26 protein-coding genes are annotated in these 24,629 nt (G+C 61.6%); 11 read left to right on the top strand and 15 right to left on the bottom strand.

Annotated elements, in window-relative coordinates; all coding sequences use genetic code 11:
- Position 1 precedes the first annotated feature (1 nt).
- From ACKLNA_RS27155 to ACKLNA_RS27145, 3 genes are all read right to left on the bottom strand, one after another.
- Positions 2–643, bottom strand: coding sequence for a thiol:disulfide interchange protein DsbA/DsbL (locus ACKLNA_RS27155; protein ID WP_085713046.1), 642 nt, complete (start codon positions 641–643; stop codon positions 2–4).
- Positions 644–854: 211 nt separating this feature from the next.
- The gene (locus tag ACKLNA_RS27150; RefSeq protein ID WP_169428253.1) at positions 855–1,466 is read right to left on the bottom strand and encodes a cytochrome c; all 612 of its coding nucleotides are present in this window, start codon (positions 1,464–1,466) and stop codon (positions 855–857) included.
- Positions 1,467–1,498: 32 nt separating this feature from the next.
- The gene (locus ACKLNA_RS27145; RefSeq protein ID WP_085713044.1) at positions 1,499–1,804 is read right to left on the bottom strand and encodes a cytochrome c5 family protein; all 306 of its coding nucleotides are present in this window, start codon (positions 1,802–1,804) and stop codon (positions 1,499–1,501) included.
- A 191-nt stretch (positions 1,805–1,995) separates the two neighbouring features.
- Between ACKLNA_RS27145 and yihA the strand changes: the two genes are divergently transcribed.
- Complete coding sequence (gene yihA, locus ACKLNA_RS27140) at positions 1,996–2,640, top strand: ribosome biogenesis GTP-binding protein YihA/YsxC (protein ID WP_408987667.1); 645 nt, start codon at positions 1,996–1,998, stop codon at positions 2,638–2,640.
- Between the two features lie 285 nt (positions 2,641–2,925).
- On the opposite strand, the gene polA is transcribed toward yihA, so the two are convergent.
- Positions 2,926–5,730, bottom strand: coding sequence for a DNA polymerase I (polA, locus tag ACKLNA_RS27135; RefSeq protein WP_408987666.1), 2,805 nt, complete (start codon positions 5,728–5,730; stop codon positions 2,926–2,928).
- A 74-nt stretch (positions 5,731–5,804) separates the two neighbouring features.
- Here polA and ACKLNA_RS27130 point away from each other — a divergent pair, with 74 nt between their 5' ends.
- Together ACKLNA_RS27130 and ACKLNA_RS27125 are read left to right on the top strand one after the other, a co-directional pair.
- Positions 5,805–6,095: a DUF2782 domain-containing protein gene (locus tag ACKLNA_RS27130; RefSeq protein WP_085713041.1), complete on the top strand. Its 291-nt coding sequence runs from the start codon at positions 5,805–5,807 to the stop codon at positions 6,093–6,095.
- Between the two features lie 60 nt (positions 6,096–6,155).
- The gene (locus tag ACKLNA_RS27125) at positions 6,156–7,109 is read left to right on the top strand and encodes a homoserine kinase (RefSeq protein WP_408987665.1); all 954 of its coding nucleotides are present in this window, start codon (positions 6,156–6,158) and stop codon (positions 7,107–7,109) included.
- Between the two features lie 41 nt (positions 7,110–7,150).
- Here the strand turns inward: ACKLNA_RS27125 and ACKLNA_RS27120 are convergent, their stop codons facing one another.
- A complete protein-coding gene (locus tag ACKLNA_RS27120; RefSeq protein WP_408987664.1) occupies positions 7,151–8,071 on the bottom strand; it encodes a zinc ABC transporter substrate-binding protein in 921 nt (306 codons plus the stop codon).
- Between the two features lie 66 nt (positions 8,072–8,137).
- On the opposite strand from ACKLNA_RS27120, the gene zur reads away from it, so the two are divergent.
- From zur to ACKLNA_RS27100, 4 genes are read left to right on the top strand one after another with little or no spacing between them, the layout of a single operon-like run.
- Positions 8,138–8,620 carry a zinc uptake transcriptional repressor Zur gene (gene zur, locus ACKLNA_RS27115; protein WP_011331783.1) on the top strand — a complete coding sequence of 161 codons (483 nt, stop codon included), beginning with the start codon at positions 8,138–8,140 and terminating at the stop codon, positions 8,618–8,620.
- Positions 8,620–9,405: a zinc ABC transporter ATP-binding protein ZnuC gene (znuC, locus tag ACKLNA_RS27110; RefSeq protein WP_408987663.1), complete on the top strand. Its 786-nt coding sequence runs from the start codon at positions 8,620–8,622 to the stop codon at positions 9,403–9,405. The genes zur and znuC overlap by 1 nt, the downstream gene beginning before the upstream one ends.
- On the top strand, positions 9,398–10,186 hold the full coding sequence (znuB, locus tag ACKLNA_RS27105) for a zinc ABC transporter permease subunit ZnuB (protein ID WP_065260666.1): 789 nt from the start codon (positions 9,398–9,400) through the stop codon (positions 10,184–10,186). The genes znuC and znuB overlap by 8 nt, the downstream gene beginning before the upstream one ends.
- Before the next feature lie 37 nt (positions 10,187–10,223).
- Positions 10,224–10,937 (top strand): PA5502 family lipoprotein, encoded by a 714-nt coding sequence (locus ACKLNA_RS27100; protein WP_114880890.1) that lies wholly within the window; start codon positions 10,224–10,226, stop codon positions 10,935–10,937.
- A 38-nt stretch (positions 10,938–10,975) separates the two neighbouring features.
- Here ACKLNA_RS27100 and katE read toward each other — a convergent pair whose 3' ends face one another.
- Positions 10,976–13,183 (bottom strand): catalase HPII, encoded by a 2,208-nt coding sequence (gene katE, locus ACKLNA_RS27095; protein WP_408987662.1) that lies wholly within the window; start codon positions 13,181–13,183, stop codon positions 10,976–10,978.
- Between the two features lie 194 nt (positions 13,184–13,377).
- Between katE and ACKLNA_RS27090 the strand changes: the two genes are divergently transcribed.
- The 3 genes from ACKLNA_RS27090 to ACKLNA_RS27080 all read left to right on the top strand — a co-directional run bounded on the left by ACKLNA_RS27090 (position 13,378) and on the right by ACKLNA_RS27080 (position 15,907).
- The gene (locus ACKLNA_RS27090; protein WP_408987661.1) at positions 13,378–14,385 is read left to right on the top strand and encodes a methionine ABC transporter ATP-binding protein; all 1,008 of its coding nucleotides are present in this window, start codon (positions 13,378–13,380) and stop codon (positions 14,383–14,385) included.
- A complete protein-coding gene (locus ACKLNA_RS27085; RefSeq protein ID WP_065260662.1) occupies positions 14,385–15,059 on the top strand; it encodes a methionine ABC transporter permease in 675 nt (224 codons plus the stop codon). The genes ACKLNA_RS27090 and ACKLNA_RS27085 overlap by 1 nt, the downstream gene beginning before the upstream one ends.
- A 77-nt stretch (positions 15,060–15,136) precedes the next feature.
- Positions 15,137–15,907, top strand: coding sequence for a MetQ/NlpA family ABC transporter substrate-binding protein (locus tag ACKLNA_RS27080; protein ID WP_408987660.1), 771 nt, complete (start codon positions 15,137–15,139; stop codon positions 15,905–15,907).
- A 61-nt stretch (positions 15,908–15,968) separates the two neighbouring features.
- Here the strand turns inward: ACKLNA_RS27080 and ACKLNA_RS27075 are convergent, their stop codons facing one another.
- Genes ACKLNA_RS27075 through ACKLNA_RS27055 form a run of 5 tightly spaced genes read right to left on the bottom strand, consistent with a single transcriptional unit; the run spans position 15,969 to position 19,877 of the window.
- Positions 15,969–16,604, bottom strand: coding sequence for an SCO family protein (locus ACKLNA_RS27075; protein WP_007953994.1), 636 nt, complete (start codon positions 16,602–16,604; stop codon positions 15,969–15,971).
- The gene (gene cyoE, locus ACKLNA_RS27070; protein WP_192552650.1) at positions 16,601–17,500 is read right to left on the bottom strand and encodes a heme o synthase; all 900 of its coding nucleotides are present in this window, start codon (positions 17,498–17,500) and stop codon (positions 16,601–16,603) included. The genes ACKLNA_RS27075 and cyoE overlap by 4 nt, the downstream gene beginning before the upstream one ends.
- Positions 17,488–18,567, bottom strand: a complete 1,080-nt coding sequence (locus ACKLNA_RS27065; protein WP_085713032.1) for a heme A synthase — start codon at positions 18,565–18,567, stop codon at positions 17,488–17,490. Before ACKLNA_RS27065 ends, cyoE begins: the two co-directional genes overlap by 13 nt.
- Positions 18,568–18,577: 10 nt before the next feature.
- Entirely contained in the window at positions 18,578–19,171 is a 594-nt protein-coding gene (locus ACKLNA_RS27060; RefSeq protein WP_408987659.1) for a hypothetical protein, read from the bottom strand.
- A complete protein-coding gene (locus ACKLNA_RS27055) occupies positions 19,137–19,877 on the bottom strand; it encodes an SURF1 family protein (protein WP_408987658.1) in 741 nt (246 codons plus the stop codon). The genes ACKLNA_RS27060 and ACKLNA_RS27055 overlap by 35 nt, the downstream gene beginning before the upstream one ends.
- A gap of 71 nt (positions 19,878–19,948) precedes the next feature.
- On the opposite strand from ACKLNA_RS27055, the gene ACKLNA_RS27050 reads away from it, so the two are divergent.
- Positions 19,949–20,152, top strand: coding sequence for a twin transmembrane helix small protein (locus ACKLNA_RS27050; RefSeq protein ID WP_065260656.1), 204 nt, complete (start codon positions 19,949–19,951; stop codon positions 20,150–20,152).
- A 9-nt stretch (positions 20,153–20,161) separates the two neighbouring features.
- On the opposite strand, the gene ACKLNA_RS27045 is transcribed toward ACKLNA_RS27050, so the two are convergent.
- The 4 genes from ACKLNA_RS27045 to coxB all read right to left on the bottom strand — a co-directional run bounded on the left by ACKLNA_RS27045 (position 20,162) and on the right by coxB (position 24,450).
- Positions 20,162–21,049: a cytochrome c oxidase subunit 3 gene (locus tag ACKLNA_RS27045; RefSeq protein ID WP_085713030.1), complete on the bottom strand. Its 888-nt coding sequence runs from the start codon at positions 21,047–21,049 to the stop codon at positions 20,162–20,164.
- Between the two features lie 25 nt (positions 21,050–21,074).
- Complete coding sequence (locus ACKLNA_RS27040; RefSeq protein ID WP_408987657.1) at positions 21,075–21,626, bottom strand: cytochrome c oxidase assembly protein; 552 nt, start codon at positions 21,624–21,626, stop codon at positions 21,075–21,077.
- 27 nt (positions 21,627–21,653) lie between these two features.
- The gene (ctaD, locus tag ACKLNA_RS27035; protein WP_114880897.1) at positions 21,654–23,240 is read right to left on the bottom strand and encodes a cytochrome c oxidase subunit I; all 1,587 of its coding nucleotides are present in this window, start codon (positions 23,238–23,240) and stop codon (positions 21,654–21,656) included.
- A gap of 82 nt (positions 23,241–23,322) precedes the next feature.
- Positions 23,323–24,450: a cytochrome c oxidase subunit II gene (coxB, locus tag ACKLNA_RS27030; RefSeq protein WP_085713027.1), complete on the bottom strand. Its 1,128-nt coding sequence runs from the start codon at positions 24,448–24,450 to the stop codon at positions 23,323–23,325.
- Between the last annotated feature and the right edge of the window lie 179 nt (positions 24,451–24,629).

Here is a 24,629-nt window from a genome sequence, read left to right as displayed (position 1 = left end):
CTTAGTTGGCGGCCGCCTTGTTGGCCGCTCGCTCTTTGGCGACCAGTTGGTCAGCCAGTTTCAGAGCCTCTTCGGCACCACCGGCAGAGCCGATGTCAAAGCGGTATTTGCCGTTGACGATCATGGTTGGAACGCCGGAGATTTCATATTTCTTGGCCAGTTCGCGAGCCTTGACGATCTGGCCCTTGATGGCGAAGGAGTCAAAGGTGGCCAGGAACTTGTCCTTGTCCACGCCCTGGGTGGCGAGGAAGTCGGCCATGTCGTTCTTGTCGGTCAGCTTCTTGTGTTCTTTCTGGATCGCGTTGAACACGGCAGCGTGAACGCTGTGCTCGACGCCCATGGCTTCCAGGGTCAGGAACATCTGACCGTGTGCGTCCCAAGGGCCGCCGAACATGGCAGGAATGCGCACGAAGTTGACGTCGGAAGGCAGTTTTTCAACCCAAGGATTGATCACGGGTTCGAAGGCGTAGCAGTGCGGGCAGCCGTACCAGAACAGTTCCACCACTTCGATCTTGCCAGGCACGGCAACCGGAACCGGATTGCTCAGCTCGACGTACGGGGCAGCAGGTGCTTCGGCAGCCTGGGCGGTTACGCCGAACAGACTGGCAGCGACGAGAGCGGCGCTGATGATCAGATTACGCATGCTTTACTCCTGGACAATTTTGTTCGCCTCGCGCGGGCTGTTTTCAGACAGATCCTGGCGGGCATGAGTTCTGTAGTGTAACGGCAGCGGCCACAAAAAAGGGCGGCCAAAGCCACCCTTTTTATACTTCATGCAACGGATTAATCGAGCGTTAACGTGGCAGGCGTTGCCCTTCGCGCGCAACGCTCGAATCACCATCGCAGGCTTGGCCTTAGTGCAGGCCTTGAATGTAGCTGGAGACCGCCGCAATGTCCTCGTCGCTCAGCTTGCGAGCGATGGTGCGCATGGTCATGGCATCGCCGTCGTTGCTGCGACCGGCTTCTTCCTTGCGGAAATCGGTCAGCTGTTTAGCGATGTATTGAGCGTGTTGGCCACCCAGGTGCGGGAAGCCGGCGGCGGCATTGCCCGCGCCGTTCGGCGAGTGGCAACCGGTGCAGGCTGGCAGGCCTTTTTCCAGGTTGCCGCCACGGAACAGGGCTTCACCGCGAGCGACGATCTTCGGATCGGCGGCGCCGACGCTACCTTTCTGGCTGGCGAAATAGGCGGCGATGTCGGAAAGGTCCTGATCGCTCAGGTTGGTCAGCAGGCCGGTCATTTCCAGAACGGTGCGCTTGCCCGACTTGATGTCATGCAGTTGCTTGGTCAGGTAGCGTTCACCCTGGCCGGCCAGTTTTGGAAAGTTTGGCGCCATGCTGTTGCCATCCGGGCCATGGCAGGCCCCGCATACGGCTGCCTTCGCCTGGCCTGCGGCGGCATCGCCTGCAGCATGGGCGAAACCTGAGATTCCCACGGTCAACAGCAGACTCACGATCAGTTTGTTCATCAGCTAATCCAACTACGGCTAAGGGTTAAGAGTTATGGACCGGGTTTACTTCCGCTCATCCAGAGGATGATGGCCTGGTAATCCTCGGCACTGCAGTCCATGCACAAACCACGCGGCGGCATCGCCTTGAAACCCTGGGTTACGTGTTGCACCAGCGTCTCCATACCTTTCGCCAACCTCGGCGTCCAAGCTTCCTGATCGCCTCTTCTGGGCGCCATGGGTAGTTGGCCGGAATGACAGGCACCACAAACACGGTTGTACACGGCTTCCGGATCCTGTGTAGCCTGTGCGCTGTAAAGCGGCATCAGAACTCCGGCAGCCAGCAGCCATTTCGTCATAAAACGACCTTTTCAGGGTTGAGAGCGATCTGCGTTCTGTTGCGCAATCAAAGTCTGTCGCTCTCGTGAACTTCATCCTTCGCTGGGACAAAGCACACACAAAATCTGCGGCATTATATACTGGCGTCACTGAAACGGAAGCGACACCGCGTTCCGCGCCCAATCCCGGCGCCGCCCACATCGGAAATCCCATGCAACTCAAGAATCCCATCCTCGGCCTGTGCCAACAGTCCACGTTCATGCTCAGTGCCGCCAAAGTCGATCAGTGCCCCGACGACGAAGGCTTCGAAGTGGCGTTCGCCGGTCGTTCCAACGCCGGTAAATCCAGCGCGCTGAACACCCTGACTCACGCCAGCCTGGCGCGCACCTCGAAAACCCCGGGTCGCACACAGCTGTTGAACTTCTTCAAGCTAGACGATGAACGGCGTCTGGTCGACCTGCCGGGCTACGGTTATGCAAAAGTCCCGATCCCGCTCAAGCAACACTGGCAGCGTCACCTCGAGGCTTACCTCGGTGGCCGCGAGAGTTTGAAGGGCCTGATTCTGATGATGGACATCCGTCATCCAATGACCGACTTCGACCTGCTGATGCTCGACTGGGCCGTTGCGGCCGGCATGCCGATGCACATTCTGCTGACCAAAGCGGACAAGCTGACCTACGGCGCAGCCAAGAACACGCTGCTCAAGGTGCAGTCGGAAATCCGCAAGGGGTGGGGCGATCTGGTGACGATCCAGCTGTTCTCCGCGCCAAAACGCATGGGCCTGGAAGAGGCCTACACCAAGCTGGCGGGCTGGATGGAACTGGCGGATAAGGGCGCAGAGCTGCCTGTTGAGTAAATCGCAGGCAAAAAAAAGCCCCGGACTTCATATGGGGAGGGAGAAGTTCCGGGGTTCAAGTTCCGAACCGCTAGGGCGGGGTTCAGATATCTGCCAACACTTAACACAACATAGGAGCATCGAAGGGCTTCACCAGCCATTCAGTATCTCTGAGTGGCCTGTCGCAAGATTAGTTCAGATTCTTTTCAAAAAACTTTGGAATAAGCTCAAGAGCAATCAGAACTAAGCCCCTTCCGATGCCTTTGCCGCGACGTCATGTCGCGGCAAAACCCTGTTCCAGAGGCCTCAGTGCGCCTCGTCCCAGTTGTTGCCAACCCCGACTTCCACCAGCAATGGCACATCCAGCTTCGCCGCTTCGCTCATGTGCACGCGAATTTCGTCGCGAACCTGATCCACCAGATCCTCGCGAACTTCCAGCACCAGTTCATCGTGTACCTGCAGGATAACTTTGGCGTCCAGCCCCGAGGTGCTCAGCCAGTTGTCCACCGCCACCATGGCTTTCTTGATGATGTCCGCTGCGGTGCCCTGCATCGGCGCGTTGATCGCCGTGCGTTCGGCGGCGGCGCGCTCCTGTGGTTTGTTGGAGTTGATGTCCGGCAGATACAGACGGCGGCCGAAGATGGTTTCCACGTAACCCTGATCCGCTGCCTGGGCGCGGGTGCGATCCATGTATTCGCGAACGCCCGGGTAGCGCGCGAAGTAGGTGTCGATGTAGGCCTTGGCGGTCTTGGTATCGACGCCGATGTCCTTGCCCAGCTTCTGCGCGCCCATGCCGTAGATCAGACCGAAGTTGATCGCCTTGGCGCCACGGCGCTGATCGGACGTCACTTCGTTCAGCTCGACCTTGAACACTTCCGCCGCTGTGGCGGTGTGTACGTCCAGGTTGTTGCGGAAGGCGTTCATCAGGCCTTCGTCGCGGGACAGGTGGGCCATGATCCGCAGTTCGATCTGCGAGTAGTCCGCTGCCAGCAGTTTGTAGCCTTTCGGCGCGACGAACGCCTGACGGATGCGCCGGCCTTCAGCGGTGCGCACCGGAATGTTCTGCAGGTTCGGATCGCTCGACGACAGGCGCCCGGTCGACGCGACGGCCTGATGGTACGAGGTGTGGATGCGCCCGGTACGCGGGTTGATCTGCTCCGGCAGGCGATCGGTGTAGGTGCTTTTCAGCTTGCTCATGGAACGGTGTTCCATCAGCACTTTCGGCAGTCGGTGATCGTCTTCGGCCAGTTTTGCCAGCACCTCTTCGGCAGTGGACGGCTGGCCCTTGGCGGTCTTCTTCAGCACCGGCAGGCCAAGTTTTTCGTAGAGGATCACACCCAGTTGCTTCGGCGAGCCGAGGTTGAATTCTTCACCGGCGATCTCGAACGCTTCACGCTCCAGCGCGACCATCTTGTCGCCCAGCTCGATGCTCTGAACGCCAAGTAGCGCGGCATCGACGAATGCACCCTGGCGCTCGATGCGGGCCAGCACCGGCACCAGCGGGATTTCGATGTCGGTCAGTACGCTGGCCAGGCTCGGGATGGCGCTGAGTTTTTCGAACAGCGTCTGGTGCAGGCGCAGGGTCACGTCGGCATCTTCGGCGGCGTACGGCCCGGCCTGTTCCAGCGCGATCTGGTCGAAGGTCAGTTGCTTGGCGCCTTTGCCGGCGATGTCCTGGAAGCTCACGGTGGTGTGATCCAGGTACTTCTGCGCCAGGCTGTCCATGTCGTGACGGGTGGCGGTGGAGTTGAGCACGTAGGACTCAAGCATCGTGTCGAAGGCAATCCCGCGCACAGTGATGCCTTCGTTCTGGTCGCCACCGATGGCGCAGTTGGCCAGGATATTCATGTCGAATTTGGCGTGCTGGCCGACCTTGAGCTTGTTCGGGTCTTCCAGGATTGGTTTCAGCGCGCGCAACACGCTGTCGCGATCCAGTTGCTCCGGCACGCCGATGTAGGAGTGGGTCAGCGGGATGTAGGCCGCTTCGTTGGCCTGCACCGCGAAGGACAGACCGACCAATTGCGCCTGTTGCGCGTCGACGCCGGTGGTTTCGGTGTCGAAGGCGAACAGCTTGGCGTTCTTCAGTTTTTCCAGCCAGACATCGAAACGGGCCTGATCGAGGATGGTTTCGTACGCAGCTTCAGTCGGAGCGGTGGGCGCTTCTTCCGCAGGTGCGCTGAACAGGTCGACGGCCGGCTCAGGCGCGGTGGCGCTGCTCAGCTCCAGACGCTTGGCATCGCGCTCCAGATCGTTGATCCAGCTCTTGAACTCCAGCAGGGTGTAAAGCTCAAGCAGCTTGGCCGGATCTTCCGGGCCCATTTGCAGGTCGTCGAGGCCGATATCCAGCGGCACGTCGACCTTGATGGTCGCCAGTTGATAGGAGAGGAATGCCATCTCCTTGTGCTCTTCGAGCTTGGCCGGCAGGGTCTTGGCACCACGAATCGGCAGGGTCGGCACAATGTCGAGCTGCGCATACAGCTCGGTCAAGCCGCCGTTGACGCCCACCAGCAGGCCGGACGCGGTTTTCGGCCCGATGCCGGGAACACCGGGGATGTTGTCGGAAGAATCGCCCATCAGGGCCAGATAATCGATGATCTGCTCCGGAGCGACGCCGAATTTCTCCTTCACGCCCTCCACGTCCATCGAGCTACCGGACATGGTGTTGACCAAGGTAATGTGGCCGTCGACCAGCTGTGCCATGTCCTTGTCGCCGGTGGAGATGATCACCGGGCGGTTGGCGGCCGCGCTGCTGCGGGCCAGGGTGCCGATCACGTCATCGGCCTCGACGCCTTCGACGCACAGCAGCGGGAAGCCGAGGGCTTTCACGCTCTGGTGCAGCGGCTCGATCTGCAGGCGCATGTCGTCGGGCATGCTCGGGCGGTTGGCCTTGTATTCGGCGTACATCTCATCGCGAAATGTCCCGCCCTTGGCGTCGAACACCACGGCGAACGGGCTGTCCGGATACTGCTTGCGCAGGCTCTTGAGCATGTTCAGCACGCCCTTGACCGCTCCGGTCGGCAGGCCTTTGGACGTGGTCAGCGGTGGCAGCGCATGAAAGGCGCGGTACAGGTAAGACGAACCGTCCACCAGGACGAGGGGGGCTTGGCTCATGAGCAGGATCAACCTTTTCGGCGGGTCCGGCGCTAGAATAGCGGGACCGTTGACGACAAAGGGACAAGGTTATCATGCGTACGTTAAATCGCTTGCTGCTGGTCAGTTTGATTGCTGTCTCACCGTTGCCTGCGATCGCGGCGGATGATGCGCCGTCAGCGGAGCCGGAAGTCACCATCCGCACCGAGGGTGACAGAACCATCCAGGAGTACCGGCAGAACGGTTTCCTGTACGCGATCAAGGTGACCAAGAAGGGTTTCCCGCCCTATTTTCTGGTGCGTGCGGACGGTACTGATGCAAACTTCATCCGCTCGGACCAGCCGGATATGCTGATCCCGTCGTGGAAGATTTTCGAGTGGAAGTAGTTTCTTAATTTCAACCGGCGCCGGCTCGATGGCGGCGCCAGAACTGAGCAGTTTTTAACCATGTCTGTGTTCACCCCCCTGGCTCGGCCCGAGCTGGAAACCTTTCTCGCCCCTTACGGGCTCGGCCGTCTGCTCGATTTCCAGGGGATCGCCGCCGGCAGCGAAAACACCAACTTCTTCATCAGCATGGAAAAGGGCGAGTTCGTCCTGACCCTGGTCGAGCGCGGTCCGGTGCAGGAAATGCCGTTCTTCATCGACCTGCTCGACGTCCTCCACGAAGCCGACCTGCCGGTGCCCTACGCACTGCGCACCACCGACGGCGTCGCCCTGCGCGAGCTGAAAGGCAAACCGGCGCTGTTGCAGCCGCGCCTGGCCGGCAAGCACATCAAGCAGGCCAACGCCCAGCATTGCGCGCAGGTCGGTGACTTGCAGGCGCACCTGCACCTGGCAACCCAGGGCGACAGCATGATCAAGCGCAAGACCGATCGTGGCCTGGACTGGATGCTGGAGGAGGGGACCGAGTTTCTCTCGCACCTGAGCGACGAGCCGCGTGCGCTGCTGCAAAAGGCGCTGGACGAAATCACCCAGCAGAAAGAAAAAATTCTCGCGCTGCCGCGGGCGAATATCCACGCCGACCTGTTCCGCGACAATGCGATGTTCGAAGGCACGCACCTGACCGGGCTGATCGACTTCTACAACGCCTGCTCCGGGCCGATGCTCTACGACGTGGCGATTGCCTTGAACGACTGGTGTTCAGACGAAGACGGCCTGATCGACGGCCCACGTGCGCGGGCCTTCCTGGGTGCCTACGCGGCACTGCGCCCGTTCACGGCCGCCGAGGCAGAGTTGTGGCCGACCATGCTGCGAGTGGCGTGCGTGCGGTTCTGGCTGTCGCGGTTGATCGCGGCAGAATCGTTCGCCGGGCAGGACGTGCTGATTCACGATCCGAAAGAGTTCGAGCAGCGGCTGGCGCAGCGTCAGCAGGTCAACACACCGCTGCCATTTGCCCTGTAAAAGAAAAAGACCGCAGCCTGTGCAGGCTGCGGTTTTTTGTATCAGAGCGATTCCAGGCAACCCGCCAGATCATTCCCCAGCTTCTCCAGCACCTGCTCATAACCTTGAGCCGTCGCCGGCGTGTAGCCGCCCAACGCATCCAGCTCCGCCAGCTTCACCGGCAAGCCTGCCACCAGGGTTTCCGCCAGACGTGGACGCAACGGCGGCTCACTGAACACGCAGGTTTTGCCGACTTCCTGCAACCGCGCGCGCATCGCCGCCACATGCTGGGCGCCCGGCTGCACTTCCGCCGCCACGCTGAACACACCGGTATGTTTCAAGCCGTAGGCATCTTCGAAGTAGTCGAAGGCTTCATGGAAGACGAAGTAGGGTTTGCCTTCAACACTGGCCAGACGTTTCTTCAAGCGTTGATCCAGTGCATCCAGACGCTCATCGAACGCCTTGGCGTTGCTCTGGTAGCGCTCGGCATTGGCCGGGTCGGCAGCGCTCAGGTCGGCGGCCATTTTGTCGGCAATCACCCGCGCGTTCACCGGCGATAGCCACAAATGCGCGTCGAGGGTGCCTGGGCGGTGATCGTGATCATGCTCGTCGGCATCTTCGGCGTGGGAGTGGCTGTCTTCGGCGAAGCGGCGCAGCTTCATGCCCGGCAAGTCCTGCACGGCGACGCTCGGCAGCGTACGACCATTCAGCACGCGAGGCAGGAAACCTTCCATGTCCGGGCCGATCCAGTACAGCAGGTCCACCGATTGCACCTTGCGCACGTCGGAAGGGCGCAGCGCGTAGTTATGCGGCGAAGCCCCCGGCGGCAGCAACACTTCCGGAATCGCCACGCCGTCCTGCACCGCAGCGGCAATCAATTGCAGCGGCTTGATGCTGGTGAGGACTCTGACTTCGGCCTGAGCCGAACCGATCAGCAGAAAACTGGCGACAAAGGCCACAAAAACAGAAAAAAGTCGGAACACGATGACCACTCAAGGAGGCGAGAACGGGTAACATAATAACGTCTCTAACCAAACTCGTCGCCGCTCATGCCTATTACCCCGATTGCCAGCCGTCCCCACGACCACTCCCATTGCGTCCACAGCGCCCTGTCCGAGGCCGATGCCTTGTGTGCACAGAAAGGCCTGCGCCTGACCGCATTGCGTCGGCGGGTGCTGGAACTGGTCTGGCAGAGCCACAAGCCGCTGGGTGCCTACGACATCCTCGCCGTGCTCAGCGAGCAGGACGGCCGTCGCGCCGCGCCACCGACCGTGTACCGGGCGCTGGATTTCCTGCTGGAAAACGGCCTGGTGCACCGCATCTCCTCGCTGAACGCCTTTGTCGGCTGCGTTCACCCGAAACACTCGCACCAGGGCCAGTTCCTGATCTGCCGCGAATGCCACGCGGCCATCGAGCTTGAGCAAAAAACCATCAGCGATGCGATCGTCCACAGCGCCAAGGACGTCGGCTTCATCGTCGAGGCCCAGACCGTCGAAGTGGTCGGCCTCTGCTCCGGTTGCCGGGGGGCTTGATGAGCGATGCGTTGATCCGTCTGGAGCAGGTGGCTGTCCGGTTTGCCGGGCAGAACGTGCTGGACAACATTCACTTGAGCGTCGAGCCGGGGCAGATCGTCACCCTGATCGGCCCCAACGGCGCCGGCAAGACCACGCTGGTACGCGCCGTCCTTGGCTTGCTGAAACCCGACAGCGGCAGTGTCTGGCGCAAGCCGAAACTGCGCGTCGGTTACATGCCGCAAAAGCTTCACGTCGATCCGACCCTGCCGCTGTCAGTCCTGCGCTTCCTGCGGCTGGTGCCGGGCGTCGATCGTCCGCGTGCGCTGGCGGCACTCAAGGAAGTCGGCGCCGAGCATGTCATCGACAGCCCGGTGCAAAGTGTTTCCGGCGGCGAAATGCAGCGCGTGCTGCTGGCCCGGGCGCTGTTGCGCGAGCCGGAACTGCTGGTGCTCGACGAGCCGGTGCAGGGCGTCGATGTGGCCGGGCAAGCCGAGCTGTACAGCCTGATCACCCGCCTGCGCGACCGTCACGGTTGCGGCGTGCTGATGGTTTCCCACGACCTGCATCTGGTGATGAGCACTACAGATCAGGTGGTATGCCTAAACCGTCATGTCTGCTGCTCCGGGCATCCCGAGCAGGTCAGTGGCGATCCGGCTTTCGTCGAGCTGTTCGGCAACCACGCGCCGAGCCTCGCGGTCTATCACCACCATCACGACCACGCCCACGACCTGCACGGTTCGGTGGTCAAGGGGCCTGTAACAGGCCAACCTCATGTTCACGGAGATAGCTGCAAGCATGGCTGATTTTCTGTTCTACGCCCTGCTTGCAGGTCTGGCGCTGGCGGTGGTCGCGGGGCCGTTGGGCTCGTTCGTGGTCTGGCGGCGCATGGCCTATTTCGGCGACACCCTGTCCCACGCCGCACTGCTCGGCGTGGCGCTGGGCTTTCTGCTGGATGTCAGCCCGACGGTTGCGGTCACCGTGGGCTGCCTGCTGCTGGCGGTACTGCTGGTGACCCTGCAACAGCGTCAGCCGCTGGCGTCCGACACGTTGCTGGGCATTCTTGCGCCGAGCACACTCTCTCTCGGGCTGGTGGTACTAAGCTTCATGCATGAAGTGCGGATCGACCTGATGGCCTATCTGTTCGGCGACCTGCTGGCGATCAGCCCGACCGATCTGGCGTGGATCCTCGGCGGCAGCGCGGCGGTGCTGGTGTTGCTGGTGACGCTCTGGCGACCGCTGCTGGCGATCACCGTGCACGAAGAACTGGCCAGGGTCGAAGGCCTGCCGGTGGCCGGTTTGCGCATGGCGCTGATGCTGCTGATCGCGGTGGTGATCGCGGTGGCGATGAAAATCGTCGGTGTGTTGCTGATTACGTCGCTGTTGATCATCCCGGCGGCTGCGGCACAACGTCACGCCCGTTCGCCGGAGCAGATGGCACTGGGCGCGAGCCTGCTGGGCATGCTCGCCGTGTGTGGCGGGCTGGCGCTGTCCTGGTTCAAGGACACCCCGGCCGGCCCGTCAATCGTTGTGACGGCGGCCGCACTGTTTCTGCTGAGTTTTGTTCTGCCCCGTCGAGGGGTGTAGACTTGCTCGTTTTTTGCGCAAATAGAGAGTCGCAGGAATGAAGCCGTTCGCCTCCCGTTATCTGCTCCTTGTCGCATTTTCAGTGCTGCTGGGCGCCTGCCAAAGCACGCCGCCGGTGGCCGAAGCCCCCGATGCGCGGGCCACGGCCATCGCACAGCTGGAGCAAAGCCTGGCCAGCAGCGAACTGGCCACTGCCGAGGACCAGTTGGCTGCCTTGCAGGCCGAAACGCCCAACGATCAGTCCCTTGAGCAATACCAGCGCCAGTTGGCCGAAGCCTATCTGCGCCGCAGCCAGATCGTCCTGCAGAAGGGCGATGTGAATGCTGCCGCAACCGCTCTGGCCCGTGCCCGTGCGCTGATGCCCAAGGCCCCGGCGCTGACCGGTGGCGTCAACGGCGCCATCACCGAAGCGCGCAAGGCCGAGCTGGAAAAAGCCGAAGCAGCGCTCCTGGCCGCCGAAGCCAAGCCGAAAGCCAAGGTGATCGATCCGACCGCCGAGAGCACCACGGTTGCACTGAATATCAACGATAGTCGCAAACTTCGCCGTCAACTCGACGCGATCGCCGCCGATGTGGTGAATTACGACTGTGCGGTGAGCATTCAGGCGCCGCGCACCAATGATTACCCTTGGCTGGCGACGCTGATCACCAAGCGCGTGAAGAAGCTCGATCCGGATTTCGATCTGCAGATCGAGAAGCAGATTCTGCGCACGGTTCCGGCGCAGATGGTTCTGAGCCCGCGCAAACCTTGATTCAACCGCAGCCTGCTTTTCGCAGGCTGCGGTTTTCTTCAGGCCGGAATTGCCTTGGCCTTCGCCTCCCGATCCCAGACCCGATGCTGCCCGATCGCCGCAAAGAACGGCTTGGTCAGCGCTTTCACATCTTTGCCTTCGATCAATCCGGCATCCGCTTCCAGCTTCAGCACATCCAGCAACTGTTTGGCCTCGCCTTGCAGGGCAATCGCCTTCAGGTGCTTGTACGCCTCCAGCAGGTAATGCAACGCCACGCCGTCTCCGCTCAACGCCTTGACCGACGCCGCGCCACCCGGCACGAACACCGCGTCGAACACCACAGAAGGCAAACCTTCCATCGACGCATCCACCGCCAGGCTTTTGCCATCGGCCGTCTTCACCGGTGCCGAAGTCGGGCCGAGCAGTTTGGCGTGCGCGCCTTCTGCCGCCAGAGCCTTCTTCATTGCATCAATTGCGGCACCATCGACGCCGTTGGCTGCCAAAATCGCCACTTTTCGCGTCTTGATATTCTCCGGCAACAGGTTGGCCTGACTCAGTGACGGTGAGTGGTCGAGAGATATCTTGCGCACCTCGACCGTGCCCTTGGCCGGCGCCGGCAATCCAAGGTTGTGCGCCACGCGCTTGGCCAGTTCCAGATCGATGTTGGCCAGAATCTCGTTCACTTCCCGGGCCCGAATGTGCTCCCGTTCAACCTTGCCCAGTTCGAAGCTGTAGGCCGAAATGATGTGTTCCTGCTCGTGCTTGCTCATGCTCTTGAAGAACAGTCGCGCCTGGGAAAAGTGATCGCTGAACGACTCGCTGCGCTGGCGGATCTTGTTGGCGTCGATGCGCTCCGCATAGCTCTCGAACCCGCCGTCCTGCGCTGCCGGCGTGGTTTCTTTCGGCCAGCCGCCATCAATCGAGTTCGGCTCGTAGGACGCACGGCCCTTGTCGATCACCGTACGGTGCTGGGCATCGCGCTGGCCGTTGTGGAAGGGCGCCACCGGACGATTGATCGGCAGCTCATGAAAGTTCGGCCCGCCGAGTCGGCTGATCTGCGTGTCGGTGTAGGAAAACAGCCGACCTTGCAGCAGCGGGTCATTGGAGAAGTCGATGCCAGGCACGATATGGCCGGGGCAGAACGCGACCTGCTCGGTTTCGGCGAAGAAGTTATCCGGGTTGCGGTTGAGGGTCATCTTGCCCAGCGGCGTGATCGGGACTATTTCCTCGGGAATCAGCTTGGTCGGGTCGAGGATGTCGAAATCGAAGTCGTGCTCGTTTTTCTCCTCGATGACCTGTACGCCCAGTTCCCATTCCGGGTAGTCCCCGGTCTCGATGGCCTCCCAGAGATCGCGCCGATGGTAGTCAGTGTCCTTACCGGCCAGCTTCTGCGCTTCGTCCCACACCAGCGAACAGGTGCCGGCGGTGGGGCGCCAGTGGAATTTGACGAAGCGCGATTTGCCCTCGGCGTTGATCAGCCGGAAGGTGTGCACGCCGAAACCCTGCATGCTGCGCAGGCTTTTCGGGATGGCCCGGTCGGACATGGCCCAGATGACCATGTGCGCCGATTCCGGCACCAGCGACACGAAGTCCCAGAAGGTGTCGTGAGCCGAGCCGCCGGTAGGCATTTCATTGTGCGGTTCGGGTTTTACCGCGTGGACGAAGTCGGGAAACTTGATCGCGTCCTGGATGAAGAACACCGGCATGTTGTTGCCGACCAGGTCGAAGTTGCCTTCGTCGGTGAAAAATTTCACGGCAAAACCGCGCACGTCGCGCACGGTATCGCCGGAGCCCCGTGGTCCTTGCACCGTGGAAAAGCGTACGAACACAGGCGTTTTCTTCCCCGGATCCCGCAGGAAACCGGCCTTGGTCAACGCCGAATGATTCTCGTAGCTTTGAAAGAAACCATGGGCGCCGGTACCGCGGGCATGGACGATGCGCTCGGGAATCCGCTCATGGTCAAAGTGCGTGATTTTCTCACGCATGATGAAGTCTTCCAGCAGCGACGGCCCGCGCGGTCCGGCCTTCAAGGTGTTCTGGTTGTCCGCGACCTTCACGCCCTGATTGGTGCGCAGAGCCTGGCCGGTGGCGTCGGAACGGAATTTTTCCAGGCTGTCGAGTTTGGCGTTGGTATTGGCGCGATCCGGGGTGTCGGTGCCGGCCATCTGGCTTTTGTCTGTGGCAGGTTTTTTCGTACTCATCAGTCGTGAACTCCTGTCTGCCCCGGCGTTGCGCCGGGACGCTTGAGTGGTTCCCGGGCACGGCACCCAGGGTTTTCAAGTCGCTTACCTAGTGACTGACGAGGGTTTTGGGCGTTCCTTTTTTATGACCTTTGATCCTGTTATTGCCAAATCGAAGGTTAATTGCGAAATAAATGCTAAGAACCTCTATACGGACAGGCTAAAATGCGCGCCCGGCTAACCGCTGATCCTTTTCCAACGCGCCCCACAAGGTTCGCTACGTGATCGAGTTTCAAAACGTCCATAAGACTTACCGCGTCGCCGGTAAGGACATCACCGCGCTGCATCCGACCAGTCTCTCCATCGAGAACGGTCAGGTGTTCGGCCTGATTGGCCATTCCGGCGCGGGAAAAAGTACCCTGCTGCGTCTGATCAATCGCCTGGAAGATTCCAGTGGCGGCAAGATCATCGTCGACGGCGAAGAAGTCACCGCGCTGGACGCCAACGGCCTGCGCCGTTTCCGTCAGCAGGTCGGGATGATCTTCCAGCACTTCAACCTGCTGGCATCCAAGACCGTGGCCGACAACGTCGCGCTGCCGCTGACCCTGGCCGGTGAACTGTCCCGCGCCGAGATCGACCAGCGTGTGGCCGAATTGCTGGCGCGGGTCGGTCTGTCCGATCACGCGAAGAAGTACCCGGCGCAGTTGTCCGGTGGCCAGAAGCAGCGCGTCGGCATCGCCCGCGCCCTGGCGACCAAGCCGAAAATCCTGCTGTGCGACGAAGCCACCAGCGCCCTCGATCCGCAGACCACCGCGTCGGTCCTGCAACTGCTGGCCGAAATCAACCGCGAGCTGAAACTGACCATCGTGCTGATCACCCACGAGATGGACGTGATCCGCCGTGTCTGCGATCAGGTGGCGGTGATGGACGCCGGCGTGATCGTCGAACAAGGTTCGGTGGCCGAGGTGTTCCTGCATCCGAGGCACCCGACCACCAAGCGTTTCGTGCAGGAAGACGAGCAGATCGACGAAAGCGAGCAGCGCGATGACTTCGCTCACGTGCCGGGCCGCATCGTGCGTCTGACCTTCCAGGGCGAAGCGACCTACGCGCCGCTGCTGGGTACCGTCGCTCGGGAAACCGGCGTGGACTACAGCATCCTGGCCGGTCGTATCGACCGCATCAAAGACATTCCTTACGGGCAATTGACCCTCGCCGTCACCGGTGGCGACATGGAAGCGGCGTTCGCCCGCTTCACCGCCGCTGACGTTCACATGGAGGTGTTGCGCTAATGGCAGACCTGATGAGTTTCTTCACCAATATCGACTGGTACGAAATCTGGCTGGCCACCGGCGACACCATGATGATGCTCGGCGGTTCGCTGCTGTTCACCGTGTTGCTCGGCCTGCCGCTGGGCGTGCTGCTGTTCCTCTGCAGCCCCCGCCAGTTGCTCGAAGCCAAAGGCGTATATGCGCTGCTATCGCTAGTGGTGAACATCCTGCGTTCGTTGCCGTTCATCATTCTGTTGATCGTGATGATCCCGTTCACTGTGCTGATCACCGGCACCTCGCTGGGCGTGGCCGGTGCGATTCCGCCGCTGGTGGTAGGTGCGACGCCGTTCTTCGCGCGTCTGGTGGAAACCGCCCTGCGTGAAGTCGATCGCGGCATCATCGAAGCGACCCAGTCGATGGGCGCGACCACTCGCCAGATCATCATGAATGCCTTGCTGCCGGAGGCTCGTCCGGGCATTTTCGCAGCGATTACGGTGACGGCGATTACACTGGTTTCCTACACGGCGATGGCCGGTGTGGTCGGCGCCGGTGGTCTGGGTGACCTGGCGATCCGTTTCGGTTACCAGCGTTTCCAGACCGACGTGATGATCGTCACCGTGGTGTTGCTGCTGATTCTGGTGCAAGTGCTGCAAATGGTCGGCGACCGGCTGGTCGTGCATTTCTCGCGCAAATAACCCGGTTTGGTAATCAAAAAATGAGCCGGCCATTCGCTGGCAGGTGCCACACGGGCACCTCAAAAGGAGTTAGCTGAATGAAAAAACTGATCGCTGCTTTCGCTGCCGTAGCCGCTTTTTCGGCTCACGCTGAAACCCTGACCGTTGCTGCCACTCCGGTGCCGCACGCGGAAATCCTCGAATTCGTGAAGCCGGCACTGGCCAAGGAAGGCGTGGATCTGAAGGTCAAGGTCTTCACCGATTACATCCAGCCGAACGTGCAGGTGGCCGAGAAGCGTCTGGACGCCAACTTCTTCCAGCACCAGCCGTACCTCGATGAGTTCAACAAGGCCAAGGGCACCAGCCTGGTGGCTGTGACCGGTGTGCACCTGGAGCCGCTGGGCGCCTACTCGAGCAAGATCAAGAAAATCGAAGACCTGCCAGGCGGCGCCAACGTGGTGATCCCGAACGACGCCACCAACGGCGGCCGTGCGCTGTTGCTGCTGGACAAGGCGGGCGTGATCAAGCTGAAGGATTCGAAAAACATCCTGTCCACCGTCAAGGACATCGCCGAGAACCCGAAAGACCTGAAGATCCGTGAACTGGAAGCCGCGACCATCCCGCGCGTGCTGACCCAGGTCGACCTGGCGCTGATCAACACCAACTACGCGCTGGAAGCCAAGCTGGATCCGTCCAAGGACGCGCTGGTCATCGAAGGCAACGACTCGCCGTACGTGAACATCCTGGTGTCCCGCGCGGACAACAAGGACAGCGACGCCATGAAGAAACTGGCCGCTGCCCTGCACAGCCCGGAAGTGAAGAAATTCATTACCGAGAAGTACAAAGGCGCGGTGTTGCCAGCGTTCTGATCCCGGCTTACAAGCATAAAAAAACCGCAGCTCAGGCTGCGGTTTTTTTTGGTCCGGGTTTTTACTTGCGGTTCAACATCACCGGCAACTGCGCCACCAGCTTGGCATTGTTCAACGGCGCCCGAATGAACCCACGCTGCGTACCATCAGGCCCGATCACCGCCAGATTCCCGCTGTGATCCACCGTGTAATTCGGTTTGCTGGTATCCGCCGGAATGAACGGGATGCTCACCGCGTTCGCCACCTTCTGCAGCTCATCGATCGACTTCGGCGTCAGGCCGATGAATTGCGGATCGAAGTAACCCAGGTACTGCTTCAACTGCGCAGGGTTGTCGCGGTTGGGGTCGACGCTGACCAGCACGATCTGCAGTTTATCCACCGCATCCTTCGGCAGTTCGCTCTTGATCTGGCGTAGCTGGGCGAGGGTGGTCGGGCAGATGTCCGGGCAGAAGGTGTAGCCGAAGAACAGCAGGCTCCACTTGCCCTTGAGCTCGTTGACCGTGACCGGTTGGCCGTCCTGATTGGTCATCGTCACGTCCGGCAGGTTGCGGCTCTGCGGCAGCAGGATGATGCCGGCGTCGATCAGCGCGGTCGGGTCGCCCTGGCCCTTGCCGCTCAGCACTTTGTTGACGGTCAGGCCGAGGATCAGCGCGATCACGGCCACGAGGATGAAGACGGTTTTCTGGGTTCGAGTCATAGGTTCAACAGTAAGTAGTGGTCTACGAGCAGGGCGATGAACAGCAGAAACAGGTACCAGATAGAGTACTTGAAGGTGTTGATCGCCGCGTGCGGCCGAGTGCCACGGTACAGCACCACGGCCCATTGCAGAAACCTCGCGCCCAGGCCGAGGGCGCAGATCAGGTACAGCGCGCCGCTCATGTGGATCACGTACGGCAGCAGGCTGACCGCCAGCAGGGCGAAGGTGTACAGCAAAATGTGCACCTTGGTGTAGTGCTCGCCGTGGGTGACCGGCAGCATCGGGATGTCGGCCTTGGCGTATTCCTCCTTGCGGTGGATCGCCAGCGCCCAGAAGTGCGGCGGGGTCCAGGCGAAGATGATCAGCACCAGCAGCAGTGGTTCAGCGCCGATATGGCCGGTGGCGGCGGTCCAGCCGAGCAACGGCGGTGCGGCACCGGCGAGGCCGCCGATGACGATGTTCTGCGGCGTCGCGCGCTTGAGGAACCCGGTGTAGATCACCGCGTAGCCGAGCAACGAGGCCAAAGTCAGCCAAGCGGTCAGCGGATTGGTGAAGGTCAGCAGCAAGGCCTGACCAAGTAGCGCCAGCACCAGTGCAAAGGTCAGTGCCGCCGTGGGCGAAACCCGGCCCTCGGCCAGCGGCCGTTTGTGGGTGCGGGCCATGACCGCATCGATGCGCCGGTCCACCACGTGATTGACCGCCGCCGCGCCACCGGCACACAACGCAATTCCCAGATTGCCGAACACCAGCACCGTCCATGGCACCCCGGCGCGGGTCGCGAGGAACATGCCGACCAGCGAGGTGATGAGCATCAGCACCACGACTTTCGGTTTGGTCAGCTCCAGGTAATCACGCCACAACGCCTGTGCGGGACGTTCGCCGATCAGAATCGCCATGGCGTCTCTCCTTTTAGGGTGATGGGCGCCGCCGAGGGTTTACGCGGGCTCAGGCGCCAGCGCGCGAGCATCGGCTGCTTGACCCGGACCAGACTGGTCCGCGCGTGATAGTTGACCAGCACCATGGTCAGCAGCAGCGCCGCGCCGCCGGCGTTGTGCGCCACGGCCACCGGCAGCGGCAGATGAAACAGCACATTGCTGATACCGAGGGTGATCTGCGCGCCGAGCGCAACCAGCACCAGCCCGGCCAGTCGCGTCATGCCCACCACTTTCAGTTGCCACGCCAGACCGAGCAGGACAATCGTCACCAGCAGGGCGCCGATGCGGTGGGTCAGGTGAATCGCCGTGCGTGCATCGCTGTCGAGTTGCCCGCCGAGGTAATTGGGGCCGATGTGCTGGGTCAGGTGAAAACCGTTGGCGAAATCCGCCGGCGGCAGCCATTGGCCGTGGCAGGTCGGGAAGTCGATGCAGGCCACCGCCGCATAGTTGGAACTGACCCAGCCACCCAGCGCGATCTGGCCGATCACCAGCAGCAGTCCGGCGGTGGCCCAATATTGCAGACGCTTGGGCACGGTCAGCGCCGGCAGCACGCCGGACAGCCTCAGCGTCAGCAGAAACAGCAGGCTCAAGGTCGCGAAGCCACCGAGCAAATGCCCGGTCACCACTTGCGGCCAGAGCTTGAGCGTCACCGTCCACATGCCGAACGCCGCCTGGGCGAACACCACCGCCAGCAGAAACAGCGGCAGTTTCAGCGGTTGCCCCGGATGCCGCCGATTGACCCACGCACGCCCGGCCAGAATCGAAATCAGCATGCCGAGGGTGCCGGCGAAGTAGCGGTGGATCATCTCGTTCCAGCCTTTGTGCGCCTCCACTGGCGAGTCGGGGTAGTGCAGTTCGGCATGGGCCAGTTGGGCTTCGCTTTTCGGCACGCTGATGAAGCCGTAGCAGCCCGGCCAGTCAGGGCAGCCGAGGCCGGCGTGAGTCAGGCGGGTGTAGGCGCCGAGCAGCACCACGATCAGTGCCAGCAGGGTGGCAAACAGCGCGAGGCGAAATCCAGGTTTGGCCATGACGATGCCCTTATCCGATGTTCGACAGTTTCAGCAGGTGACGCAGGTCGTTGAGCAGATCCTTGCCCTTCACGCTCGGGTCGTAGCGCAGCACGAGGTTGCCGTGGGGATCGATGATCCACAGCTGCGGCGTGGCCTTGTCGCCGGTGGCCTTGCTGAATGCGGCGGCGTCCAGCGGATAGCGTTGCAGTTGCGGATATTCGCGAGTGAGTTTGGCTTCGTAGTCGGCGCTCAACGGTTGCGCGGCGGCGAGGGCATGGCTGGCGCGCCCGGCATCGCGGCCGAGGCCGATCTGGATCTGCCGCGCCAGGTACACCAGTTGCTGGCAATCCACCGCGCAGTCTTTCGGAGCGGTCACCAGCATCTGCCAGCGTTCTTCGTCGGCCGTCACGCCGAGGTCGGCGCGGCTCTGGCCGTTGCCGATCAGTTCGCCGTGATAACTGCGTCCTTCCGGCACCCAGAACTGCAACTTGTACATGCCGGTGGCGAGGATCATCGGGCCGACGACGCCGAGCAGGATCAACAGCAGTTGAATGCGCCCGCGGCGGCGCCCGGCCGGGACTTTGGCTTCAGACATGCTGGGTGGATTCATGGCCGCTCCCATGGTGTTTCTCCTTCGCGTTGTGCAATCCGAGGTAGATGTAGAGACCGAACAGGGCGGTGGCCATGGCGAACCACTGCACGGCGTAGCCGAGGTGTTTTTCCGGGCCCATGGCGACTACCGGCCAGTCGGCCTGGTAGCTGGCGGGACCGGGTTCTGCGCGCAATTCATAGGCGAAGCCGTCGCGCTCCAGGGTTTTCCACAATTTGGCCGGTTCGACGGCGGTGACGGTTTGCGGCCAGGTGCTGCTGACCGGGTCGGCGTGCAACTGGAAGGTCGTGCCGGGGGCGACGTACACCCAGGCGTCGACATTCACGGCCTCGGCCGGCGTCTTGAATTGCGGGGTAACGCGGCGGTCCGGCCACGGCAGCCAGCCGCGATTGACCAGTAGCCAAAGGCCGGTGCGCTGATCCTGAAACGGTTGCAGCAATTCGACGCCGACCTTGCCGTCCCGCTGGCGGTTGTCCAGCAACAGGCTGTGCGCCGCATCGAACTGGCCGTGCAGATGCACCCGGCGAAAGGCCGGATCGGCACTGTGCAGCAGCTCGGTGCTGGCCATCGGCTCGGCGGCGCGGCGCTCGGCGTAGCTGGCGAGCAGGGCGGTTTTCTCCGCGCCCCGGCCCAGTTGCCAGAAGCCCAGCGAAATCAGCAGCGGCAGCAGCAAGGCGACCACCAGCGTCGGCACGACGCCCGGCCGGAAGCGCTTCATGGCCGCGCCAGAAAAGCAGTGAATGCGACCGCTATACTTGATTGCATCGCATGTACCCCCGGAGTCTTCCCATGCTCAAAGCAGCTATCGTCCTGATGCTGATTGCCACGGTGATCAGCCTGTTCAGCGGCCTGTTTTTCCTGGTCAAGGACGACAGCAGTTCAAATCGCCTGGTCATCGCCTTGAGTGTTCGGGTGGCATTGGCCGCTTGCACCGTCGGCTTGATTGCCTGGGGTTTTTACAGCGGCCAACTGGTGTCGCACGCGCCCTGGTAGCTCTGTCCTTCAGAGCACGTAAACGAAGATGAACAAGCCGATCCACACCACATCGACGAAGTGCCAGTACCAGCTCGCGGCTTCGAAGCCGAACTGGTGCTCGTTGTCGAAGTGGCCCTTCATGATGCGCATCAGCATCACAAACAGGATGATCGTGCCGATGGTCACGTGGGCACCGTGGAACCCGGTGAGCATGAAGAACGTCGCGCCGTAGATCCCTGAACCGAGGGTCAGGCCCAGTTCGTGATAGGCGTGCATGTACTCCTCGGCCTGCAAGGCGAGGAAGCCGCAACCCAGCAGCACGGTAATCGCCAGCCAGATTTTCAGCGCCCCGCGATGGCCTTTCTTCAGGGCATGGTGGGCGATGGTGATGGTCACGCTGGAGCTCACCAGCAGAATCGTGTTGACCAGCGGCAGGCCCCAGGGGCTGATGACTTCCTTGGGCGGCGGGAACAGTTTCGGGTCAGGCGTGTGCAACAGCGGCCAGGTGAACTGGAAGTTCGGCCAGAGCATGTGCGCAATGCCTTTGGTGCCTTCGCCGCCCAGCGCCGGGCCGGAAATGTGCCGCACGTAGAACAGCGCGCCGAAGAAGGCGATGAAGAACATCACCTCGGAGAAGATGAACCAGCTCATGCCCCAGCGGAACGAGCGATCCAGCTGCGGGCTGTACAACCCCGCGCGGCTTTCCTTGATCACCGCGCCGAACCAGCCGAACAGCATGTACGCCAGCAACAGCCCGCCGACGAAAAAGATGTACGGGCCGTGGGATTCCGGGCGTGCAGCCTTCAGATCGTTGAACCAGGTGGCCAGGCCGTAAACGGTGATGACCATGCCGAAGGTGGCGATGATCGGCCACTTGCTCTGGGCCGGGACGTAATAGTGCTCATGAGTTGCCATTTATTGTTCTCCTTATCGGGCACGCTTAACCGCCAGTGTTTGAAGCCACCGGAGGATGTCGGGCGGTGATATCGAACAGCGTGTAGGACAGCGTCAGGTGCTTCACGTCCTTGGGCATGTCGCGGTCAACGATGAAACGCACCGGCATCTCGATCTGCTGACCGGGCTGCAGCACCTGCTGGGTAAAACAAAAGCATTCGGTCTTGTGGAAATACGCCGCCGCTTCGCTCGGGGCGATGCTCGGCACGGCCTGGGCGCTCATCGGCTTGTCGGTGGGATTGCGGGCGATGAAGATCATCTCGTTCACCCCGCCCGGATGGGCGACCAGTTCCTCACCCTTGGGATAGAACTCCCAGGGCATGTCGGCGTTGTTCATCGACAGGAACTGCACCCGCACCTGTCGCGAGTTATCCACAACCTGCTCGCCCTCGTACTGCCCGGCAGTCTTGCCGTTGATGCCGAACGCCTTGCACATCACGTCGTAGATCGGCACCAAAGCAAAACCGAAAACAAACATCGCCACCACCACGCCCAGCAGTCGGGTCACCAGTTTCTTCAGCGAAATCGAGTCAGCCATGGCGGCGGCCCTCAAGGGCTACAGGGTTCATTTCACTTCCGGCGGCGTGGTGAAGGTGTGATACGGCGCCGGCGACGGCACGCTCCACTCCAGACCTTCGGCGCCATCCCACGGTTTGGCCGGTGCCGGCTCGCCGCCACGGATGGTCTTGATCACGATGAACAGGAAGAAGATCTGCGTGGCGCCGAACATGAACGCGCCGATCGACGAGACCATGTTGAAGTCGGCGAACTGCAGGTTGTAGTCCGGAATCCGCCGTGGCATCCCCGCCAGTCCCACGAAGTGCATCGGGAAGAACGTCAGGTTCATGCCGACGAAGGACAGCCAGAAATGCAGCTTGCCCAGGGTTTCGTCGTACATGTGGCCGGTCCATTTCGGCAGCCAGTAATAGGCCGAAGCGAAGATCCCGAAGATCGCCCCCGGCACCAGCACGTAATGGAAGTGCGCGACCACGAAGTAGGTGTCCTGGTACTGGAAGTCCGCCGGGGCGATGGCCAGCATCAGCCCGGAGAAACCGCCGATGGAGAACAGGATCACGAACGCCACCGCAAACAGCATCGGCGTCTCGAAGGTCAGCGAGCCTTGCCACATGGTGCTGGCCCAGTTGAACACCTTCACCCCGGTCGGCACCGCGATCAGCATCGTCGCGTACATGAAGAACAACTCGCCCACCAGCGGAATGCCCACCACGAACATGTGGTGCGCCCAGACGATGAACGACAGGAACGCGATGCTCGCCGTGGCGTAGACCATCGAGGTGTAGCCGAACAGCGGTTTGCGCGAGAAGGTCGGGATGATCTGGCTGACGGCACCGAAGGCCGGCAGGATCATGATGTACACCTCGGGGTGGCCGAAGAACCAGAACACATGCTGGAACAGCACCGGGTCACCGCCACCGGCGGCACTGAAGAAACTGGTGCCGAAGTGGATGTCCATCAGCATCATCGTCACGCACCCGGCCAGCACCGGCATTACCGCGATCAGCAGGAACGCGGTGATCAGCCAGGTCCAGACGAACAACGGCATTTTCATCAACGTCATGCCGGGGGCGCGCAGGTTGAGGATGGTGGCGATCACGTTGATCGCGCCCATGATCGAACTGATCCCCATCAAGTGAATGGCGAAGATGAAGTAGGTCACGCTTTCCGGCGCATAGGTGGTGGACAGCGGCGCGTAGAAGGTCCAGCCGAAGTTCGGCCCGCCACCGGGAGTGAACAGGGTCGACACCAGCAGCAGAAACGCCGCCGGCAGCAGCCAGAAGCTGAAGTTGTTCATCCGTGGCAGGGCCATGTCCGGTGCGCCGATCATCAACGGGATCATCCAGTTGGCGAGGCCGACGAACGCCGGCATTACCGCACCGAAGACCATCACCAGACCGTGCATGGTGGTCATCTGGTTGAAGAACGCCGGTTCGACGATCTGCAGGCCGGGCTGGAACAGCTCGGCACGGATCACCATGGCGAACGAGCCGCCGAGCAGGAACATGCAGAACGCGAACCACAGGTACAGCGTGCCGATGTCCTTGTGGTTGGTGGTCAGCACCCAGCGCATCAGGCCTTTGGCGGGGCCGTGGGCGTGGTCGGCATGACCGTGGTCATCGATGACAGCGCTCATGGCCGGTCTCCTTCAAGTGAGTGGACTTGGCAGGCCGGGGCGCCTTGCCCCGGCCGGTTCACGAAGTACGCAATAGACCGGCTCATTTGCTTTCCGCCTGTTTCAGCTCCAGCACTTCTTTTGGCGTGACCATGTCGCCCTTGTTGTTGCCCCAGGCGTTACGTTCGTAGGTCACGACCGCTGCGATGTCGACTTCCGAGAGTTGCTTGCCGAACGCCGCCATGGCGGTGCCCGGTTTGCCGAAGTACACGCGGTGCAGGTGATCGGCTTTCGGCCCGGTGGCAATCGGCGAGCCCTTGAGCGCCGGGAACATCGGCGGCAGGCCCTGGCCTTCGGCCTGGTGACAGGCCACGCAGGTGGTGTGATAGATCTTGTCGCCGCGTTCCTTGAGCTCGTCGAGGGTCCATTCCTTGCTGGTCAGCTCTTTGAGTTGCGCAGCCTCGGCCTTGCGGTCGGCCAGCCATTTTTCGTAGTCGGCCTTTTCCTTGACGTCGACCACGATCGGCATGAAACCGTGATCCTTGCCGCACAGCTCGGCGCACTGGCCACGGTAGATGCCGGGCTTGTCGATGCGCGTCCAGGCTTCGTTGACGAACCCGGGAATCGCATCGCGCTTGACCGCGAAGGCCGGCACCCACCAGGAGTGGATCACGTCGGCGGAAGTAACGAGGAAGCGCACCTTGGCGCCGATCGGCAGCACCAGTGGCTTGTCGACCTCGAGCAGGTAATGCTCGCCCTTGGCTTCCTTGTTGTGGATCTGTTCGGCGGGGGTGGCCAGGTTGCTGAAGAACTCGACGTCCTGGCCCAGGTATTTGTAGTGCCACTTCCACTGGTAGCCGGTGATCTGGATATCGATATCCGGCTCACTGGTGTCGTACATGCGGATCAGCGTGGCAGTCGCCGGAACGGCCATTGCCACCAGGATCAGCAGCGGAACGACGGTCCAGAGAATCTCGACGGTGGTGCTTTCGTGGAATTTTGCGGCGACCTGCCCGGTAGAACGGCGGTGCACCATCATCGACCAGAACATGGCGCCGAAGACGATGATCCCGATCACCACACAGATCCAGAAAATGGTCATGTGCAGGTCGAATACTGCGTGACTGATTTCAGTCGCTCCAGGCGCCATATTCACAGTCCAGGCGGCGTTGGCCTGGCTGAAAATCGACCACAACAGGAGGCCCATCCAGACGTGTGGATGTCGCATCATTGCGGGTTCCCCTTATCGTTCTTGTTATCCCGCCGGCTTTCGCCTGCGGCAAGGGAGCGGCTGCATCAGACTACGAACTTGAATCGCCGGGCCTTGCTGCGGGTGCAGTCGGGCGTCATCAGCTAACTCCATTCAATGGCGAGTATAGACAGCGGCTGAAAAATGCAATGTGCGGACGT

Source organism: Pseudomonas sp. UV AK001 (genome assembly GCF_046097675.1).
GTDB lineage: Bacteria > Pseudomonadota > Gammaproteobacteria > Pseudomonadales > Pseudomonadaceae > Aquipseudomonas > Aquipseudomonas kribbensis.
This window is presented reverse-complemented; position numbering and strand designations above follow the sequence as displayed.

What these genes read in the sequence shown, in the direction of transcription:
- ACKLNA_RS27155 (WP_085713046.1), bottom strand. Translation starts at nt 643, where the DNA reads ATGCGTAATCTGATCATCAGCGCCGCTCTCGTCGCTGCCAGTCTGTTC.
- ACKLNA_RS27150 (WP_169428253.1), bottom strand. Translation starts at nt 1,466, where the DNA reads ATGAACAAACTGATCGTGAGTCTGCTGTTGACCGTGGGAATCTCAGGT.
- ACKLNA_RS27145 (WP_085713044.1), bottom strand. Translation starts at nt 1,804, where the DNA reads ATGACGAAATGGCTGCTGGCTGCCGGAGTTCTGATGCCGCTTTACAGC.
- yihA (WP_408987667.1), top strand. Translation starts at nt 1,996, where the DNA reads ATGCAACTCAAGAATCCCATCCTCGGCCTGTGCCAACAGTCCACGTTC.
- polA (WP_408987666.1), bottom strand. Translation starts at nt 5,730, where the DNA reads ATGAGCCAAGCCCCCCTCGTCCTGGTGGACGGTTCGTCTTACCTGTAC.
- ACKLNA_RS27130 (WP_085713041.1), top strand. Translation starts at nt 5,805, where the DNA reads ATGCGTACGTTAAATCGCTTGCTGCTGGTCAGTTTGATTGCTGTCTCA.
- ACKLNA_RS27125 (WP_408987665.1), top strand. Translation starts at nt 6,156, where the DNA reads ATGTCTGTGTTCACCCCCCTGGCTCGGCCCGAGCTGGAAACCTTTCTC.
- zur (WP_011331783.1), top strand. Translation starts at nt 8,138, where the DNA reads ATGCCTATTACCCCGATTGCCAGCCGTCCCCACGACCACTCCCATTGC.
- znuC (WP_408987663.1), top strand. Translation starts at nt 8,620, where the DNA reads ATGAGCGATGCGTTGATCCGTCTGGAGCAGGTGGCTGTCCGGTTTGCC.
- znuB (WP_065260666.1), top strand. Translation starts at nt 9,398, where the DNA reads ATGGCTGATTTTCTGTTCTACGCCCTGCTTGCAGGTCTGGCGCTGGCG.
- ACKLNA_RS27100 (WP_114880890.1), top strand. Translation starts at nt 10,224, where the DNA reads ATGAAGCCGTTCGCCTCCCGTTATCTGCTCCTTGTCGCATTTTCAGTG.
- ACKLNA_RS27085 (WP_065260662.1), top strand. Translation starts at nt 14,385, where the DNA reads ATGGCAGACCTGATGAGTTTCTTCACCAATATCGACTGGTACGAAATC.
- ACKLNA_RS27080 (WP_408987660.1), top strand. Translation starts at nt 15,137, where the DNA reads ATGAAAAAACTGATCGCTGCTTTCGCTGCCGTAGCCGCTTTTTCGGCT.
- ACKLNA_RS27075 (WP_007953994.1), bottom strand. Translation starts at nt 16,604, where the DNA reads ATGACTCGAACCCAGAAAACCGTCTTCATCCTCGTGGCCGTGATCGCG.
- cyoE (WP_192552650.1), bottom strand. Translation starts at nt 17,500, where the DNA reads ATGGCGATTCTGATCGGCGAACGTCCCGCACAGGCGTTGTGGCGTGAT.
- ACKLNA_RS27065 (WP_085713032.1), bottom strand. Translation starts at nt 18,567, where the DNA reads ATGGCCAAACCTGGATTTCGCCTCGCGCTGTTTGCCACCCTGCTGGCA.
- ACKLNA_RS27060 (WP_408987659.1), bottom strand. Translation starts at nt 19,171, where the DNA reads ATGGGAGCGGCCATGAATCCACCCAGCATGTCTGAAGCCAAAGTCCCG.
- ACKLNA_RS27055 (WP_408987658.1), bottom strand. Translation starts at nt 19,877, where the DNA reads ATGAAGCGCTTCCGGCCGGGCGTCGTGCCGACGCTGGTGGTCGCCTTG.
- ACKLNA_RS27050 (WP_065260656.1), top strand. Translation starts at nt 19,949, where the DNA reads ATGCTCAAAGCAGCTATCGTCCTGATGCTGATTGCCACGGTGATCAGC.
- ACKLNA_RS27045 (WP_085713030.1), bottom strand. Translation starts at nt 21,049, where the DNA reads ATGGCAACTCATGAGCACTATTACGTCCCGGCCCAGAGCAAGTGGCCG.
- ACKLNA_RS27040 (WP_408987657.1), bottom strand. Translation starts at nt 21,626, where the DNA reads ATGGCTGACTCGATTTCGCTGAAGAAACTGGTGACCCGACTGCTGGGC.
- ctaD (WP_114880897.1), bottom strand. Translation starts at nt 23,240, where the DNA reads ATGAGCGCTGTCATCGATGACCACGGTCATGCCGACCACGCCCACGGC.
- coxB (WP_085713027.1), bottom strand. Translation starts at nt 24,450, where the DNA reads ATGATGCGACATCCACACGTCTGGATGGGCCTCCTGTTGTGGTCGATT.